The sequence below is a fragment of the Aeromonas sp. R10-2 genome, from assembly GCF_040908445.1.
In the GTDB taxonomy this organism is placed as follows: domain Bacteria; phylum Pseudomonadota; class Gammaproteobacteria; order Enterobacterales; family Aeromonadaceae; genus Aeromonas; species Aeromonas veronii.
In genome coordinates, this window is record NZ_JBFODS010000023.1 from 142,708 (window position 1) to 159,478 (window position 16,771).

General features: G+C 54.8%; 16 protein-coding genes. 5 read left to right on the forward strand and 11 right to left on the reverse strand.

Annotation, left to right across the window (positions count from 1 at the left end):
- Window positions 1-31: 31 nt before the first annotated feature.
- The gene (locus AB5Y97_RS05595; protein WP_368157347.1) at window positions 32-1,591 is read left to right on the forward strand and encodes a terminase large subunit; all 1,560 of its coding nucleotides are present in this window, start codon (window positions 32-34) and stop codon (window positions 1,589-1,591) included.
- A gap of 48 nt (window positions 1,592-1,639) precedes the next feature.
- On the opposite strand, the gene AB5Y97_RS05600 is transcribed toward AB5Y97_RS05595, so the two are convergent.
- The 4 genes from AB5Y97_RS05600 to AB5Y97_RS05615 form a co-directional block, all read right to left on the reverse strand.
- Window positions 1,640-1,990: a hypothetical protein gene (locus AB5Y97_RS05600; protein WP_368157348.1), complete on the reverse strand. Its 351-nt coding sequence runs from the start codon at window positions 1,988-1,990 to the stop codon at window positions 1,640-1,642.
- A 183-nt stretch (window positions 1,991-2,173) separates the two neighbouring features.
- Window positions 2,174-3,706 (reverse strand): tripartite tricarboxylate transporter permease, encoded by a 1,533-nt coding sequence (locus AB5Y97_RS05605; RefSeq protein ID WP_368157349.1) that lies wholly within the window; start codon window positions 3,704-3,706, stop codon window positions 2,174-2,176.
- Window positions 3,707-3,715: 9 nt separating this feature from the next.
- Complete coding sequence (locus AB5Y97_RS05610) at window positions 3,716-4,147, reverse strand: tripartite tricarboxylate transporter TctB family protein (protein ID WP_042082375.1); 432 nt, start codon at window positions 4,145-4,147, stop codon at window positions 3,716-3,718.
- An 11-nt stretch (window positions 4,148-4,158) separates the two neighbouring features.
- Complete coding sequence (locus tag AB5Y97_RS05615; RefSeq protein WP_042082378.1) at window positions 4,159-5,145, reverse strand: tripartite tricarboxylate transporter substrate binding protein; 987 nt, start codon at window positions 5,143-5,145, stop codon at window positions 4,159-4,161.
- Between the two features lie 222 nt (window positions 5,146-5,367).
- Between AB5Y97_RS05615 and tctD the strand changes: the two genes are divergently transcribed.
- Window positions 5,368-6,042, forward strand: coding sequence for a transcriptional regulator TctD (gene tctD / locus AB5Y97_RS05620; RefSeq protein ID WP_368157350.1), 675 nt, complete (start codon window positions 5,368-5,370; stop codon window positions 6,040-6,042).
- A gap of 43 nt (window positions 6,043-6,085) precedes the next feature.
- On the forward strand, window positions 6,086-7,441 hold the full coding sequence (locus AB5Y97_RS05625) for a sensor histidine kinase (RefSeq protein WP_368157351.1): 1,356 nt from the start codon (window positions 6,086-6,088) through the stop codon (window positions 7,439-7,441).
- A gap of 65 nt (window positions 7,442-7,506) precedes the next feature.
- Here AB5Y97_RS05625 and AB5Y97_RS05630 read toward each other — a convergent pair whose 3' ends face one another.
- From AB5Y97_RS05630 to AB5Y97_RS05650, 5 genes are all read right to left on the reverse strand, one after another.
- The gene (locus AB5Y97_RS05630) at window positions 7,507-7,755 is read right to left on the reverse strand and encodes a GlsB/YeaQ/YmgE family stress response membrane protein (RefSeq protein WP_368157352.1); all 249 of its coding nucleotides are present in this window, start codon (window positions 7,753-7,755) and stop codon (window positions 7,507-7,509) included.
- A 246-nt stretch (window positions 7,756-8,001) separates the two neighbouring features.
- Entirely contained in the window at window positions 8,002-8,178 is a 177-nt protein-coding gene (locus AB5Y97_RS05635; protein ID WP_019445078.1) for a DUF3606 domain-containing protein, read from the reverse strand.
- A 256-nt stretch (window positions 8,179-8,434) separates the two neighbouring features.
- Window positions 8,435-9,166, reverse strand: coding sequence for a UDP-2,3-diacylglucosamine diphosphatase (lpxH, locus tag AB5Y97_RS05640; protein WP_201946036.1), 732 nt, complete (start codon window positions 9,164-9,166; stop codon window positions 8,435-8,437).
- A complete protein-coding gene (locus tag AB5Y97_RS05645) occupies window positions 9,163-9,960 on the reverse strand; it encodes a DUF4269 domain-containing protein (protein ID WP_368157353.1) in 798 nt (265 codons plus the stop codon). The genes lpxH and AB5Y97_RS05645 overlap by 4 nt, the downstream gene beginning before the upstream one ends.
- On the reverse strand, window positions 9,950-10,447 hold the full coding sequence (locus AB5Y97_RS05650; RefSeq protein WP_005337417.1) for a peptidylprolyl isomerase: 498 nt from the start codon (window positions 10,445-10,447) through the stop codon (window positions 9,950-9,952). Before AB5Y97_RS05650 ends, AB5Y97_RS05645 begins: the two co-directional genes overlap by 11 nt.
- Window positions 10,448-10,659: 212 nt before the next feature.
- Between AB5Y97_RS05650 and cysS the strand changes: the two genes are divergently transcribed.
- Window positions 10,660-12,036, forward strand: a complete 1,377-nt coding sequence (cysS, locus tag AB5Y97_RS05655; RefSeq protein WP_368157354.1) for a cysteine--tRNA ligase — start codon at window positions 10,660-10,662, stop codon at window positions 12,034-12,036.
- 494 nt (window positions 12,037-12,530) lie between these two features.
- On the opposite strand, the gene AB5Y97_RS05660 is transcribed toward cysS, so the two are convergent.
- Window positions 12,531-14,282 (reverse strand): UvrD-helicase domain-containing protein, encoded by a 1,752-nt coding sequence (locus tag AB5Y97_RS05660; RefSeq protein ID WP_368157355.1) that lies wholly within the window; start codon window positions 14,280-14,282, stop codon window positions 12,531-12,533.
- A gap of 2 nt (window positions 14,283-14,284) precedes the next feature.
- Window positions 14,285-16,234: an ATP-dependent endonuclease gene (locus AB5Y97_RS05665; protein WP_368157356.1), complete on the reverse strand. Its 1,950-nt coding sequence runs from the start codon at window positions 16,232-16,234 to the stop codon at window positions 14,285-14,287.
- Window positions 16,235-16,492: 258 nt separating this feature from the next.
- Here AB5Y97_RS05665 and AB5Y97_RS05670 point away from each other — a divergent pair.
- A partial coding sequence (locus AB5Y97_RS05670; RefSeq protein WP_368157254.1) for a transposase occupies window positions 16,493-16,771 on the forward strand: 279 nt, incomplete at its 3' end.

Here is a 16,771-nt window from a genome sequence, read left to right on the forward strand (position 1 = left end):
CCGTTCCGGTGCCATCCCTGCATGTGCCGCCATGAAAAAGACCGTTGAGCGGTACTTTTCCGAGATTGTGAGAGATGACGTTTATCTTGATGAGGATGAGGCCGCCCGAGTGCTTCACTTCTGCAAGTTCATCACGCATCACAAGGGAGAGCTGGCAGGCCAGCCGTTCAAGGTGGAAGACTGGGAGGCATTCATCCTGGTCAATGCCTTGTGCATGAAGTGGCGCGACACCGGATTTAACAAGTACCGCGAGATTTTCGTTTTTGTCCCGCGAAAGAATGGCAAGACGTTCCTGGCCTCGACTTTCGCTAACTACCTACTGATCGCGGACAAAGGCCAACACGATATTTTCACCTATGCCAAGACCGCTGGGCAGGCTCGCCTTGCTTTTGACGGTTGCAAGCAGCAAATCCAACAATCCAAAGCACTGAGCAAGAGGGCGAAAGTGTTTGCCCACCATGTGGACAGCCCCGCCAGCAAGTCGCGCCTAAAGCCTATCAGCAGCAACACGGGCGGCAACGAGGGACTCGGTGGGTCGAGTATCTGCGATGAGCTGCACACTCACCCAGATGGCGAGCTTTTCAGCGTCATGCAATTGGCTATGGCTGCTCGCCGTCGGGCCTGGCACTTCATTATCACAACGGCTGGGACGAGTACGATTTCGTACTGCAAACAGTTCTATGACCAGTGCAAGCAAAGCACCAGTGAGACATTGTTCAGTGCCATCTATGAGCTTGATGATCCGAGCGAGATGGACGATCCGACCCAGTGGGTCAAAGCGAACCCTAACCTGGGCGTTTCAGTTTTTGCCGATGAGATAGCCAACAGCATGGAAACGGCGAGACTGATCCCAAGCCAATGGGCCGAATTCCAGACTAAGCGGTTTAACCGGTTCACCTCAGGCCAGCAAGAGTTTATCAGCGCCGCAGATTGGGCAGCCTGCCATATACCCGATGAGAGCACCCCAATTGAGCGCCAGCCCGTCTATGTGGGCATTGACCTATCAGCAGCGAGCGATATCACCAGCGTTTATTGTGTGCAGCCTACGGGCGCAGTCGGTGAGGTGAGGGTATGGGGTTATAACTTCCTACCCCGTGCAGCACTCGAACGAGGCAAAAAGAACGCCGGTATCTATGCCGAGTGGGTTCGAGAAGGACACCTGACCATTGCAGGAGAGCGGACGATTGATTATGAACACATCGAGCGCAAGATTTACGAGCTGGCCGAGCATTACGATCTGCAAAGTGTTTCCTTTGACCCTTGGAACTGTAACCAGACACTCACACGCCTGGAGAGCAACGGGATACCGGTCGAGAAGGTGAGGCAAGGTTTTATCAGCCTGTCAGCACCAACGAAAGCGCTACAGGTTGCAGTCATTCAGCAGAAGGTGATCCACGGTAATGATCCGATCCTGAATTGGGCCATCGAGAACGTCTGTCTGGCTACCGATGCAGCCGCAAACATCAAGCCAGATAAGCAGAAATCAGAGAACAAAATCGACCCAGTAGCAGCACTACTGAACGCCTATCGAACCTGGAGCCTGGAAGCCGAGCAAGGCCAAATTGATGCAGCGTGGAGCGTGGCTATCTAGGCGTAAACTAGGCGGAATACACCCAAAAACTAGGCGAAATCGAGTGATTCACAATGACTTGAAGGCCATATAAATCAATGATATGGTTGCCCCGTTGACTGCACTTACAGCTTTTAAAATCCCTCGACGTTCGCGTCGTGCCGGTTCGATTCCGGCCTCGGGCACCATTAAAATCAAAGAGTTACGAAAGGCCACTAGAAATAGTGGCCTTTTTCTTTTTCCTCCGAATCCACATTTGATCCAAACAGGTGTTGTCCGGTAGAGCCTCCGGCGTTTAATTGCCAGTTCAAGCTCACTATCAGGCTTGCCCCCCCCCTGACTCGGTGGGGAATACAGATCGAGAACAAGGGATACAGCGGCCAGTCTGAATATTTCCTTGTCACGTAGCGGCTTGCTCATAAGACCTGCTGAATGACGTCAGTTTGAGGCTCTTGAAGTGTCAGGGAACGCGGGGCGATTAGCGTTGATATATTGGGTGTTTTTATACCGTTAGTGACAGATGGATGCGGTCTGTAAAAAGGGCGAGATTGTTCAGGTCTCGCCCTTTTGTATTAATAAAACCATCATCTCTGTCTTATCAGGTCACGTTCCCTGCTCCGGGCGGGCGTCCGGGATCCGCGGATCGGCTTTGCGGCGGCGCAGCAGGCGTACCAGCGGGGGTAGGGTGATTACTACGATGGCCAGTACCAGCAGGGTCTGGCTGATGCCGCTGCTCCACAGGATGGCGGTGTCGCCATTGCTGATGGAGAGGGCGCGGCGCAGGTTCTGCTCCAGCATTTCACCCAGCACGAAGCCCAGAATGAGCGGTGACATGGGGAAGTGCATCTTGCGCAGCAGGTAGCCAAAGACCCCGAGGGCCACCATCAGCAGCAGATCGAAGGTGGTGCTGTGCACCGCATAGACACCCACCGCCGAGACGCTGGCGATGGCGGGCACCAAAAACCAGAGCGGGATGGAGAGCATGCGGGTAAAGAGCCCCACCATGGGGATGTTCATCACCAGCAGCATGACGTTGGCCAGCAAGAGGGCGGCGATCAGTCCCCACACCACATCGGGTTGTTCGGTGAACATGGTGGGGCCGGGGGTGATGTTATAGAGGGTCAGCGCCCCCATCATCACCGCTGTGGTACCCGACCCCGGCACTCCCAGGGTCAGCATGGGGATAAAGGATCCGCAGGCTGAGGCGTTGTTGGCCGCCTCCGGCGCGGCCACGCCGCGAATATCCCCTTCGCCGAATTTGGCATTGGGCCCCGCCAGTCGCTTCTCGGTCATGTAGGTGATGGCACTGGCGATGGTGGCGCCAGCGCCGGGCAGAATGCCGACGAAGAAGCCGATGGTGGAGGAGCGCAACATGGTGCCGGTGCAATGGACCAGCTCCTTGAAGTTGAACAGCATCCGTCCGGTGGTGCGCACCAGCTTGCCGCCGCCGCTGGTGTGCTCCAGCATCAGCAGGATCTCGCTCACCGAGAAGAGGCCGATCACCACCACGATAAACTGTACCCCGTCCGAGAGGTGAACGCTGTCGAAGGTGAAGCGATAGACGCCGGTATTGGCATCCACTCCAACGGTGGCGAGCCCCAGCCCAATCAGCGCCGCCATAAAGGACTTGAGCGGGTTCTGGCTCATCATGCTGCCAAGGCAGGCGATGGCGAACACCATCAGGGCGAAATACTCAGCCGGGCCGAAGGCCAGTGACCAGCGCGCCAGCGCCGGGGCGAACAGGATGATCCCCCCGATGGCGAGCATGGAGCCGACAAAGGAGCTGACCGCCGAGATGGAGAGGGCCACTCCCGCCTTGCCCTGCTGGGCCATGGGGTAGCCATCCAGCGCGGTCATGATGGCGGCGGCATCCCCCGGCACGTTGAGCAGGATCGAGGAGATCCGCCCGCCATACTCGCAACCTATGTAGACGGTGGCGAGCAGAATGAGCGCCGATTCGGGGGGCAGTTTCAGGGCAAAAGCCAGCGGCAACAGGATGGCGACCCCGTTGATGGGGCCAAGGCCTGGCAGCAGGCCGACCACGGTGCCGACAAAGCAGCCGATCAGGGCAATCACCAGATTCTCCGGGGTGAGTGCCACCGCAAAGCCCTGGGATAGGTACATCCAGGTATCCATATTGACTCCTTAAGAGAACCAGACGCCGAGGGGCAGGGTGACATCCAGCAGCCGGTCGAAGGCGAGATAGAGCACCAGACCACCGACGACGCCGGAGAGCAGGGCAGCCTTGGCAGAGGCGCCAAACAGGCGCCCCAGCACAAAGGTGAGCAGGGTGGTGGCCAGCGGAAAGCCCAGCCACTCGAAGCTGGCACCGTACCCGGCCAGCGCCACCACCATGATGGCGAGGTGGCGCAGGGTACGCAGTGGCGGCCAGGTAACGGTGTCCGGCTGGCGGCGCAGCAGCAACAGGGCGCAGAGCGCCATCAGGCCGATGATGCCGAGCGGGAAGGGGCGTGGCCCCAGCGGCTCATAGCTGTATTCGCTCTGGATCTGCCAGGCGATAGCGGCGCCTGCCAGACAGAGCAGCAGCCAGATGGCGGCGAAGATGCGATCGCTCATGGCTGCGGCTCCTATTTGGCCAGACCGAAGGCTTTGGCCTGCTCGCGATATTGCGCCACCTGCTCCTTGACGTAGCTGTCGAGCGCCTCGCCGGTGAGGTCAAACTCGAACAGGCCGCGCAGATCCCGCTGCGCCTTGAAGGTGTCGGTCTTCACCAACTGATCGAAGGTCTGCTTCCACCACTGGTATTCGCTGTCGCTCACCTTGGGGCCGACATAGAAGCCGCGGATCACCGGCCACACCAGGTCATAACCCTGCTCCTTGGCGGTGGGGATGGTGGCCAGCTTGCCGGGCAGCCGCTCGGCAGAGAACACCGCCAGCACCCGCAGTTTGTCGCCGCCGATATAGGGCACCATCTCGCTCAGATCGCCAGAGACCGCCTGCACATGGTTGCCAAGCAGCGCGGTGACCGGCTCGCCACCCCCTTCAAAGGCGACGTAGCGCATCTTGTGGGGGTCAACCCCGGCCTGTTTGGCCAGCAGCGCCGTCTTCATCCAGTCCTGACTGCCGATGGAGGCACCCGCGCCGATCACCACGCTGTTGGGATCGCGTTCCATGGCGCTCACCAGCTCCTTGAGGTTCTGATAGGGGGCATCGTGGCGCACCGCGATCATGCCGTAATCGGTGCCCACCGCCGCCAGCCAGCGCACATCGTCCACCCCGTAACGGCCAAATTTCCCCTGTGAGAGGTTGAGCAGGGAGCCACCGGAGAAGGCGACCACGGTCCCCGCCTCGGCGGGGCGCTGGGCCACGATGGCGTTGTAGGCCACGGCGCCGACCCCGCCCGGCATGTAGGTGACCCGCATCGGCTTGTCGATGGTGCCGGTCTCTTGCAGGCTCACCTGCAGCAGCTTGCAGGTGAGATCGAAACCACCGCCCGGTTTGGCCGGTGCGATGCATTCGGTACGGCTCGGGGTCGCGGCACTTTCGGCCGCCTGCAGTGGCAGGGCGCCGAGCAGGGTCAGCAGGGCGAGGGCATGACGTGTGCGTTGCTTCATGGTTGTGTGCTCCATCTTGTCGTTGTTTTTCCTGGGTGTGACTCCGTCGATGGACGAAGTGATGCGAAATTGTTAAAACAACAACCTTTCATTCACCTTTCAATCGCTGACCAAGAGCCGGGAGTGTGACCCTGATCGCACCTTCTCCCGCAATAGCAGTGACGAAGGGATGCAGTTGAAGCAGTGCGGCTGAATGCCGTGGTTAGGAACAAGGGGAGAGGGATGCGTTTGCTGTTGGCAGAAGATAATCACGAACTGGCCCACTGGTTGTCGCGGGCACTCACCAGCGCCGGTTTCGCGGTGGATTGGGTGGCTGACGGGGCTCAGGCTGACCACCTGCTGTGCCACGAACAGTACGCGCTGGCGGTGCTCGATATCGAGATGCCCAAGCTCGACGGGCTGGCGGTACTCGGCCGGTTGCGCAGTAGGGGGCAGGGGGTGCCGGTGCTGCTGCTCACCGCCCGCGGCGCGGTGGAGGAGCGGATCTGCGGTCTCAATGCGGGAGCCGATGACTATCTGGCCAAGCCGTTCGATCTGGGGGAGCTGGATGCCCGGTTGCGAGCCCTGCTGCGGCGCAGCGAAAGTGGCGGTACCGAGTTGCGGCTGGGGCGTCTGACCCTGCATCCCGATGGCTATTTTCTGCTGGCCGATGCCCGCCTTGCCCTGACTCCGCGCGAACTGGCGCTGCTGACAGCGCTGATGTACCGCCACGGGCGGCCGGTCGCCAAGGGGCAGCTGTTCGAGCAGGTGTTCAACCTCGATGACGAGGTAGGGCTCGACAGCATCGATCTCTATATCCACCGGCTGCGCAAAAAACTGGTGGGCAGCGGGGTGGTAATCACCACCCTGCGCGGCCTCGGCTATCTGCTGGAAGCGGCGCCGGAGGCCTCCCATTAGTCGCTCCCTGCTCCATCAACTGCTGCTGTTTCTGGGGGGCCCCTTGCTGATCCTCTGGGCTGCCTCGGCCTGGTACAGCTACTACGGCGCGTTGGCGGCGGCTACCTCGGCCTATGATCGCACTCTGCTCGCCTCGGCCCGCACCGTTGCCGAGCGGCTGACGGCAGCCGAAGGCAGCCTCAGGGTGGATGTGCCCTATGTGGTGCTCGACAGCTTCGAGCGCAACATGCGCGATCGCCTCTTCTATCAGGTGCGCGGTATCGACGATAGGGTCATCTCCGGCTTTGACGATCTGCCCCCCATGCCGGACGGTACGCCGCTGACCGACCGTTATCCGGCGCTCGCCTACTTCTATGACGGGCTTTATCAGGAGGCGCCGATCCGCGCCGTGATGCTGCTGCAACCGGTAGGTGAGGGGGGCGTCAACGGCATGGCCCGCATCACGGTGGCGGAAACCCTGCTCGGCCGCCAGCAGTTGGCGGAGCAGTTGCTCTGGTCGGCCCTGCTGACCCAGGGGGCACTGGTGGTGCTCACCCTGCTGCTTGCTTATCTGTTGCTCAAGCGGCTGCTCACCCCGATGCGGCGCCTGTCGCGGGAGATCCTGCGCCGCGATGCCGCCAATCTCGCCCCCTTGCCGGATTTGCTCCCCTGGCAGGAGACCCGGCCGCTGGTGCAGGCGTTCAACCGCCAGTTGGCCCGATTGCGCCAGCTGGTGGCCCGGCAGGAGCGCTTTAGCGCCGATGCCGCCCATCAGCTGCGCACGCCGCTCACCATTTTGAAAACCCAAGTTGAGGTGGCCCGCGGCAGTGGCGATCCGGCCCTGATGAGCGAAAGCCTCGATGCCATGGCCGTGCGGCTCGATCACACCATCGCCCTGACCGAACGGTTACTGTTGCTGGCCCGGCTCAAATCGGACGAGTGCTCCGGGCTGCGCCAGCGTGAGCCCATGGAGTTGACGGCGCTGGTGCAGCAGGCCTGTCTGTCACGGTTGGCGCAGGCCCGCAGCAAGGGGATCGATCTCGGTTACGAAGGGAAGGAGTCCGCCATCATGGTGGCGGGGGAGCCGCTGCTGCTGGGGGAGCTGTGCGCCAACCTGCTCGACAACGCCATCAAATACACCCCGCCCCACGGCACCGTGACGGCGCGGGTGGTGCAAAGCAACGGGCAGATCTGGCTGGAGGTAGAGGATAGCGGTCCCGGCATCGCCCCCGAGCTGGCGGAACGAGTCTGGCAGCCGTTCCAGCGCCTCGAGCAGGGGAGTGAACAGCCGGGAGCGGGGCTGGGTCTGGCGCTGGTGCGCGATATCGCCCACTACCACCACGGCGAAGTGGTGTTGCTGCCGGCAACCCAGCTGGGGGGCTTGTTGGTGAGGTTGATCTTGCCGCTGGCAACATCGTGAGGGCGATAAAAAAGAGAGGGCACCTCGCGGTGCCCTGTTTATCTACACATAGATGGCGTTGGGGGTCAGCTGCGGATCTTGTTGAAGACAAACAGGACGATAAGGGCACCCACGGTCGCCAGCGCGATGCTCGGGATATTGAAACCGGTCACCGAGCCCAGCCCCAGCAGGGTACCCACATAGCCGCCAACCATGGCGCCGACAATCCCCAGCAGGGCAGTCATAAAGAAACCACCACCGTCGCGACCCGGCATGATCCACTTCGCCAGAATACCCACCAACAGTCCCAATACGATCCAGGCGATAAAGCCCATGGATTAATCCTCTCTGTGTGTTTGAGCCCGCATTATAAGCAGGGTTGCCGGGATGCGAAGGGCCGGACGGCGCTGGCTGGTCACAAGCTGTCGGACGGCGGCCGGCGCTGGTCGGGCTGCACAGTCCGGTTATGAGCGGTTGAATGGCGTTATGTGCGCCGCCAAACAGGCGGGGGATGGCCCACGTAAAGGCCAAAATGAGAAAAGCCCCGCAAGCGGGGCCGGGTTTGTGACGGGGTTGTGCCCTCACTTCTTGAGGTGTTTTCTGATCGCCTTGCCTGAGGTGCCGACTGCCTTGACCGCCCGTTTCAGCTGGACTTCGGTGCACTCGAACATTTTGATCCACTGCTTCATCTCATAGGGATCGTTGACATTGATCTTCTTGGCATCGAACGGGTGAGCGACCGCATTGCTGTCAGGCATACAAACCTCAACTTGTTGAAATAGCTGGCGAGAAAGACGTTTCTGCCTGAGCGCCATCATCCTCTCAATTGGCAAGGGGCAAGGTGACGGGGTTCACACAACCCGGGGACTGAGGGAGGAGTGCAGGTTTGCTTTGTTGATCTGTGAGCGATCACCACTTATTCGCTCGCGCCTGATGGGCAGTGAACCGGATGGCGCGAACGATGGGGAGTGATGGAGGGCTGGGGGCTTTGTGGTCAACCGGACTGACGGGCTATCAAGCCTCTGCCAGCGCCCGCATTTCCAGCCGTTGCTCGCCGGGGCGGCAGATCAGCACCGAGCCTTGCTCGAACCAGTCCCCCAGCACGATGCGGCGGGCGGGCTGGCCGTCCAGGGTGAAGTCGTGGATGGCGGGTCTGTGGGTGTGGCCGTGGATCATCATCCGGCAGTCGTGGGCGCGCAGGGTGTCGTCCACCGCCGCGGGCGTCACATCCATGATGATCTGGCTCTTGTGGGCATTCTCCATCTGGCTTTGGCCGCGCATCTTGCAGGCGATGGCCTGACGGCGGGCGAGCGGCAGGCGCAGGAACAGCCAGCGCAGCCACTTGAGCTGGGTGATGCGACGAAACTTCTGATACCCCTCATCCAGGGTGCAGAGCAGATCGCCGTGGCTGAGCAGCACCCGCTCCCCATAGAGGTCAATAACGCAAGGGTCACCCAGCAATGTCATCCCCGCGCGTTTGGCAAACTGCTGGCCCAGCAGAAAGTCGCGGTTGCCGTGGATAAAGTAGATGGGCACGTTCTGCTGGCTCAGGGCCAAAAAGGCATCGGCCATCTGTTGATGAAGCGGATTTGGATCATCGTCGCCAATCCAGAATTCGAAGAGATCCCCCAGCACATAGAGGGCATCGGCGCCGGGGGCGTCGTGCTCGAGAAAGCGCACCAGTGCCGCGGTCATATCGGGCCGCTGGGCAGAGAGGTGAATGTCACTGATAAAGAGGGTGCTCATGATGTGGGGGTCGGGCTCTCGGTCGAAACAGGGCAAACAGGGGTGGCAGAGATAGTAGAAACAACTGGGGACGAATAGTGCGCTGCGGGCGCCGCCGCGCCAGTTGAGGTATGGATATCGTCACGGGATGGCGGCTGCCATGACAGCTCGGCCAGATTGCGTCCCTCCAGCGTCAGCAGGGCGGCGTAAGGATCGCCCGCCAGCCCCAGCAACCGGCACATGGCCGCTTCCCCTTTCAATCCCTCCTCAAGGCGCAGACGCAGCACTTCGCGGTAGAAAGCATCGCCAAACCGCTTGAGCAACGCGGCCATCAGGGTGAGGTGGCGCCAGCCATTCAGCGTCTCGATGGGGGCGGCGGTGACGTAGAGCTCCAGCGGCCAGCTGGCCTCGCTCTTGTCGCAACTGCTATCGACACTGTGCTGGTCGAGGCAGGCAAAGATGCGCTCCAGCAACCAGATATTGTCGCCCTTGGGGCTCGCCTGCCAGCCTTGCTCTGCAAAAATAGCGGCAAACTCGGCGGGATCTGGATGCTGGCAGAGGATATCGAGATCGCTGCCCGGCCGATCGAGGCCGATGGCGAGCGTGCTCACCAGCGCCAGATCGGCGCACTGTGCGGCCAGCTCATCCCACACACCGGCGGTGAGCAGGGTATGGGCCGAGCGCTGACGCGGGTTGCCGTGGGCCAGATAGTCGAGGCGGCGCCAGTTTGGGCTGGCAGTGGGGGAGGCAGATGGAAAAACTGCGGCCGGGGCCGCAGTTTTGTCAGTGCCGAGTCGGCAGAGATCAGTCAGCAAGGGTCACCTTGGTGATCACTACATCTTCTACCGGCACGTCCTGGTGGATGCGGCCGTAGTTACCGGTCTTGACGCCCTTGATCTTGTTGACCACGTCCATACCGGCGGTCACTTCACCGAATACGCAGTAGCCGAAGCCCTGAGTGGTGGCGGATTTGAAGTCGAGGAAGTCGTTATTGTTCACGTTGATGAAGAACTGGGCGCTGGCAGAGTGCGGCTCCATGGTACGGGCCATGGCGATGGTGCCGATCTTGTTGGAGAGACCATTGGCCGCTTCGTTCTTGATGGGAGCGCGAGTGTCTTTCTCTTCAAAGCCCGGGGCATAGCCGCCGCCCTGGATCATGAAGCCGTCGATAACGCGGTGGAAAATGGTGTTGTCGTAGTGACCGTCACGGCAGTATTGCAGGAAGTTGGCCACGGTTTCCGGGGCTTTTTCAGCATTCAGGGTGAGGGTGATGTCGCCGTGATTGGTGTGCAGAGTGACCATGATATGTCCTTTCATTTGATGCGGACGACGAAGTGCCCGCAGGTGTATGGCATAAAGTGGTGGCAATTCTAGCCCATCAGGGGCTGGCGGCATAGTCTCTCAGGCGCCGTAACCGTGCTGGCAGGCGGGATTGGCCCTCTTTTCTGCCTCGTTTTCTGCCCCTGAACGGGGTATTATGACCAACCATTTTACTCACAGGCAGTGGTTAGAAGATGCTGAAGATATACAACACACTCACTCGTCAAAAAGAAGAATTCAAACCTATCCACCCGGGCAAGGTGGGCATGTATGTGTGTGGTGTCACCATCTACGATCACTGTCATATCGGCCACGGCCGCACCTTCGTCGCCTTTGATGTGGTCGCTCGTTACCTGCGTTACGCCGGTTATGACCTCACCTACGTGCGCAACATCACCGACGTGGATGACAAGATCATCAAGCGTGCCGCTGAAACCCGCGTCACCTGCGACGAGCTGACCGAGCGTCTGATCGGCGACATGCACGCCGACTTCGACGCCCTCGGCATGGTGCGCCCGGATATCGAACCGCGCGCCACCCAGCACATCGAAGAGATCATCGAGCTGGTGCAATCCCTGCTGGATAAAGAGCACGCCTATGTGGCGGATAACGGCGATGTGATGTTTATCGTCGAATCCTACGCCGACTACGGCAAGCTCTCCGGTCAGGATCTGGAGCAGCTGCAAGCCGGTGCCCGTGTTGACGTGGTCGATGCCAAGCGCAACCCGCTCGACTTCGTGCTGTGGAAGATGTCGAAGCCCGGCGAGCCGACCTGGGAAAGCCCCTGGGGCCCGGGCCGTCCTGGCTGGCACATCGAGTGCTCCGCCATGAACTCCAAGCACCTTGGCAACCACTTCGACATCCACGGCGGTGGCTCCGATCTGCAGTTCCCGCACCACGAGAACGAGATCGCCCAGTCCTGCTGCGCCCACGGTGGCGACTACGTCAACACCTGGATGCACAGCGGCATGGTGATGGTGGATAAAGAGAAGATGTCCAAATCCCTTGGCAACTTCTTCACCATCCGTGACGTGCTGGCCCACTACGATGCCGAAACCGTCCGTTACTTCCTGATGTCTGGCCACTACCGCAGCCAGCTCAACTACTCGGAAGATAACCTCAAGCAAGCCCGCGCCGCGCTGGAGCGGATGTACACCGCCCTGCGCGATCTGCCGCTGGCCCCTGCTGCCGGTGGCGACGAGCAGGTGGCTCGCTTCAAGGAAGCGATGGACGACGATTTCAACACCCCGGAAGCCTACTCCGCCCTGTTCGATCTGGTGCGCGAGATCAACCGCCAGAAGGGTGAAGACATGGCCGTTGCCGCCGCACTGGGCGCCCGTCTGCGCGAGCTGGGCGCCGTGCTCGGTATCCTGCAGCAAGACCCTGAGGCTTTCTTGAAGGGTGATGAAGCGGACGAAGAGGTTGCCGAGATCGAGCGCCTGATCGCCGAGCGCAATCAGGCCCGTGCCGACAAGAACTGGGCTGCTGCCGATGCCGCCCGCAACCGTCTCACCGAGATGGGTATCGTACTGGAAGACAGCGCCGGTAAAACCAGCTGGCGCCGTGCGTAAGGGCGATGGGCCTGTTGGTGCCAACAGGTTGAGCCAATAAAAAACCGCAGCCCAAGGGCTGCGGTTTTTGTTTGTGGTTTTTCCCTCGACACCTCTTAAGCCTCGGTGGCCTGTGTTCTGATCCCCTCTCCCCTTGTGGGAGAGGGTTAGGGTGAGGGGGGCTAACGTCATTCCTCGGCTGAATGTCGTCCAACGCTTGGATGGCATGGCTCATCATCCCTGATCGCGCTCCTGACCCGTTGAACTCGACTCGGCGGTTTGCAGGGGGAACCAATACCGTGTCCGCCCATGGCTTTAGCGTGCATGTTGGCCGCCTTTTCCGCTGGAAGGGGAGAGCAGTGCAAGGGGGTGGGGAAATAGAAACTAGGAATAAAAAATGATGCCCAAGGGCTGCGTTTTTTACTATGAATCCATTTAGCTACAACACAATATTTTGTAGACAGACATGTTGAATATAATTTCATTGTAATAAATACTCTATTGCTCAGAGTATATTAATGAATGCAAAAACCTATCGCTTTAAGTATTTCTTTTTCAGGCTCTTTAAGTGTTTTTACTGCCCATATTAGATAATGTCTGGGTCTAGATGATGCAACATAAGCAAACCTAGCTGCTTCACTATTTGGATCTTTAATCCAGTTCATCCAATGAGCATCATTTCCCGCAGTAGCTGAGGATATGACTACGGTTACATCATGAGTTTCTCCTTTAGCGCCATGAATAGTTGATTTTCTATACTCTACATTTGATTTTAAAATAGGCCCCAATGAGGTTGATACAGTGGTTTTGGCTGAGCCAGATGGCGATTTTAGATTTACATCATCTAATGGAGCTAATACCATCGAAATTGATTCTGAACAGAAGCCTTGTTTGGACAATGTACGAATCATCGATTTTGCACTTTTAGCCCATGTAGACCAAGAAACATTCATGTTATTAAGGCCACTACTGATAAAATAGGTTAATGAATCACATAAAAATATTCTCCATGCAATATTTGAACTTATAGATTGAGGACAATTGAAGCTATTTGATCTAGAACTTTCCTTAAGATGATACATAATGAATTCAGAGAGTAGTTGTAGCGAATTTTTTAATGCATCTATATCATTAGGATTATATAGTTTAATAGCTAGAGCTAACCTTTGAATGTTATTAAATTCATCAATTGTAGTTTGAAACCTACGCAGTATTGAATGCCCTCTCGATAAAATGACATTTTTATTAAAACCCACAAATTTTTCTTCAAAGAAACCAATGAGTTCGGTCGGGCAGTTGCTATATTGAACAACGATGCACCTTGGATATAACCAAGATACATCTCCGGTGATATCGTGGCGACCAGTTAGCTTCGCGCAGATATCAACGATGTTTTGGCAACTGCGAAAGTTCCGAGTTAATTTATAGTGTTCAAAATTGTTGTCGTCAGTGAATTGTTTTACTGCTGCTGGTTCAACATCACGAAAACCGTAAATAGCTTGATGAAGATCTCCCACAAAGTGCAGGATTGATCCTTTGTCAGCAAGAGTTTGGAGGATAAATAGTTGCTCTTTTGACAGATCTTGGCATTCATCAATAAATATCAAAGGGTAGCGTTTTACAAGCAGCTCGATAAAATTTTCGTATTTTATATCTTTCATGACATTGAGAGTTAAAAACTCAATGTCTCTGTAGGTTGCAAAACCACCTTTGAGCATTTTTAGTTTTGTTTCAAATAGATCTTTAATTTGCCACTCTGCCAGAGAAATAGCACTTAACGTTCTATTTAAAATTGAATCGCCAGTATCGAATAGTACTTTTTCGTTTATTAAATCAAAAGAAAAATGATGTGCTGAGATATTCCCGCGTGAGGCATAACTATATTTTGTTCTGTAGCCTAAAAATGCAGAAGGCTCAATTATTTTAATTGATGCATCTTTCCCTTCTCCTGCATAATCGGTGAGGTCTATCGCTAGTGGAGAGACTATATTTTTATAGATAAAGCTATCAAATGTTCCTAGGAAATGAGGATACATACTTTTGCTTGGATTAGTATGCTTTGATATCCGATTCGCTAGCTCATCTGTAGCACTATTGGCAAAGGAAAGTATCGCAATACCTCCCGGTGCCTTCTTCCAGCTGCTGATTTCTTTTGCTACTTTGGCAGCAACAACCTCAGTTTTACCACTGCCCGGACAGGCTTCTAAGAAAGTATGTTTTTCAATGCTGGAGTTAATATATTTAAGTTGCTCATCAGTGAATTCCATATTTATTCAACTCCAGAGCTGTCATCCAATGATGACGCCCAGAAAATGGCATTCCTTATATATTCTGGAACAGTAAAATCTGCGCTTTCTTTAAGTATCCTATCAGTCATTACTTGGGAAAATATCCCTTTCCCAATTTTATCATCATCAATCCGATAGAGAATTTTATGAGCGGCCTCTGCAATTTCCTTTGGCGTTTTTTTTCTCCAGTCTATCTTAGACATTAGACTGAATTCATTGATTATAGTACTGCTCCCTGTTTTTGGTTTAGGCCAAAGAGACGCAATTACTTCCGACATTAGTGCAGCATTATTACCTTCCATTGCTAAGTCATACTCTAAAGTTTTGTACTTGCTTACAAATAATCTAGCATGAGTTGAACTATTAATTGAACCTATGAGCTGTATAGCATGATTAGTTCCCTCTTTTAAGTTCCCATCATAAGGAATAAAATCTTCAATTATCTCTTGTAACTCATCTTCTTTCTCTGGCTTGGGAACTTTAGTTGTTATGGTTTTGGGTGGGTCTAAATCTGTCAGTCCAGCGCATCTAATTGGAATATTGCTTCCTTCAATTTCTTCATCATCGTCATCAACATTTTTGATATTGCAATATAATTGCATGAAATGCTTAAAATATATCCCATTTAGATTTATTGTAGAAACACCTAGGTTTTCAAGACTATTTTTCCCTTCAGCTTGACCTTTGAGTACGATCTTCGCTATGGCAGGAATGAGCATTTGTTCTGCTATTCCTTCAACTAGGATTACACCACTTGCAAATAGAAGGTTAGATTTTGTGACATCTAACCAGCGGTTAATGAATTGAGAGCTATTTTGGCGAAGCCCACAGGTTCTCAATGGGGTTGCAATAGGATTACAAGATTTAGACAGATGAATAATCGATTCAATATTGACAGATGAGGCTAAAACAGTAGAGTGTGTAGTCACAATAACTTGAACATTCTTATTCTTTTCAGCTACTGACTTTAAGTGGTCTAGTAGCCTTATTTGCAATTGAGGATGTAAGTGTGCTTCAGGCTCTTCAATGAGAAGCAATTTAAAAAGTGGTTGTCCCTCACCTTCTTCATCCAATGTAAGCTCAGCAAGAATAGACGCTATATATAATAGGTTATTATAGCCCAAACTATTCTGACTTAAACTTCTGAATAACTCCTGGTCGTCAATTGATAGATTAGGGAAAAATAATAATGTAAGACTTTCAGCAATTTTCGTGAAATCAGTTTCTGCAAATTGAATACTAGTGTTTTGCCCAAAATGATGACCAATAGCCATTGTTAAATTTTCAGTTATTAACTTATTTGCATCCTTTATGCTCAAGCTTGTATTTGTGGCTAGGGAAGAGTTAAATTCCTTAACTTTCTCTTCAAGTGGATGTAGTGTTCCAGCTTTTCTGCATTGGATTAACTCTTTGCGGTTTAGAGCTTTAAGGAGCTTTGATAATCGAGACTGACGACCATTGGATAGCTTGGATTCGGCATCTCTCAATGGTGGTAAGTAGATACATTGGATTAGGTCTAATAACTCAGGGTCAAACTGAGAGCTTTTTGAAATACCTCCCCAGATAAGTTTTTTAAATCTACCTTGTATTTCTTTATTCTCAGCTTGTAGATTCAACAATGCAGTGTTAGATGTGCCAATCCATGGAAGTAAAGTTACTTTATCGTTTATATCTAAACCATCAAACTCAGCTTGAATTGAAAAAGATTTAGCTGGTTTTCCATCTATGCTAAATGGACAGAAAAAATCATCACTACTGATGCTGTATCTTCCTGATTCGGAATCGTAGAAAAGCTGGCGCATTGCACTGATGATAGCTGTTTTCCCTGCTCCATTTTCACCAACTATTACGTTCAAACCCGCAGTTAGTTGGATCTTGAATTCATTATCAAAGCAGCGAAATCCTTGTGTTCTTAACTCACTTAAGTACATATATTTTTCCCTATATATTCTATTCTGCAATCATTCTATATTTAAATGGGTTTGGTGGCATGATTTTAATTCTTCAGGGCCAAGGGGCGAGTAGCTAAGCGTAATCGGACGTATGAGAAATCAGGTTTTATTACGGTGAAATACTCACTATCGCGGGAATTCAGATAATAAGTGCGACACTCATGGATGAATGGCGAGAGGTGGCCAACTGATGATTGGTGGTACCCTTATGCTCGCCAAAGTAAAAGCAGTATCACCATGAGCTATCAGCAGTTGACCGAGGGGCAACGATACCAGTTATCGGTGCTTCGCGCACAGGGGATGTCCATCCTTGCCACCGCACGCGCCATTGGCGTTCATCGCTCCACCCTCTACCGGGAGCTGCGTCGTAACGCCGGGCCGCAGGGCTACCAGCCAGACAATGCGCATCAGCACGCCACCCACCGACGGGCCAGTGCGGCCAAATCTCGGCTATCTGCCGATGTCATCCAGTTTGTCGAGCTGACACTCGCCTGGTGGTGGAGCCCGGAGCAGATA

What these genes read in the sequence shown, in the direction of transcription:
- AB5Y97_RS05615 (WP_042082378.1), bottom strand. Translation starts at nt 5,145, where the DNA reads ATGAAGCAACGCACACGTCATGCCCTCGCCCTGCTGACCCTGCTCGGC.
- AB5Y97_RS05600 (WP_368157348.1), bottom strand. Translation starts at nt 1,990, where the DNA reads ATGAGCAAGCCGCTACGTGACAAGGAAATATTCAGACTGGCCGCTGTA.
- AB5Y97_RS05630 (WP_368157352.1), bottom strand. Translation starts at nt 7,755, where the DNA reads ATGGGCTTTATCGCCTGGATCGTATTGGGACTGTTGGTGGGTATTCTG.
- AB5Y97_RS05635 (WP_019445078.1), bottom strand. Translation starts at nt 8,178, where the DNA reads ATGCCTGACAGCAATGCGGTCGCTCACCCGTTCGATGCCAAGAAGATC.
- cysS (WP_368157354.1), top strand. Translation starts at nt 10,660, where the DNA reads ATGCTGAAGATATACAACACACTCACTCGTCAAAAAGAAGAATTCAAA.
- AB5Y97_RS05595 (WP_368157347.1), top strand. Translation starts at nt 32, where the DNA reads ATGAAAAAGACCGTTGAGCGGTACTTTTCCGAGATTGTGAGAGATGAC.
- AB5Y97_RS05660 (WP_368157355.1), bottom strand. Translation starts at nt 14,282, where the DNA reads ATGGAATTCACTGATGAGCAACTTAAATATATTAACTCCAGCATTGAA.
- tctD (WP_368157350.1), top strand. Translation starts at nt 5,368, where the DNA reads ATGCGTTTGCTGTTGGCAGAAGATAATCACGAACTGGCCCACTGGTTG.
- AB5Y97_RS05610 (WP_042082375.1), bottom strand. Translation starts at nt 4,147, where the DNA reads ATGAGCGATCGCATCTTCGCCGCCATCTGGCTGCTGCTCTGTCTGGCA.
- lpxH (WP_201946036.1), bottom strand. Translation starts at nt 9,166, where the DNA reads ATGAGCACCCTCTTTATCAGTGACATTCACCTCTCTGCCCAGCGGCCC.
- AB5Y97_RS05605 (WP_368157349.1), bottom strand. Translation starts at nt 3,706, where the DNA reads ATGGATACCTGGATGTACCTATCCCAGGGCTTTGCGGTGGCACTCACC.
- AB5Y97_RS05650 (WP_005337417.1), bottom strand. Translation starts at nt 10,447, where the DNA reads ATGGTCACTCTGCACACCAATCACGGCGACATCACCCTCACCCTGAAT.
- AB5Y97_RS05665 (WP_368157356.1), bottom strand. Translation starts at nt 16,234, where the DNA reads ATGTACTTAAGTGAGTTAAGAACACAAGGATTTCGCTGCTTTGATAAT.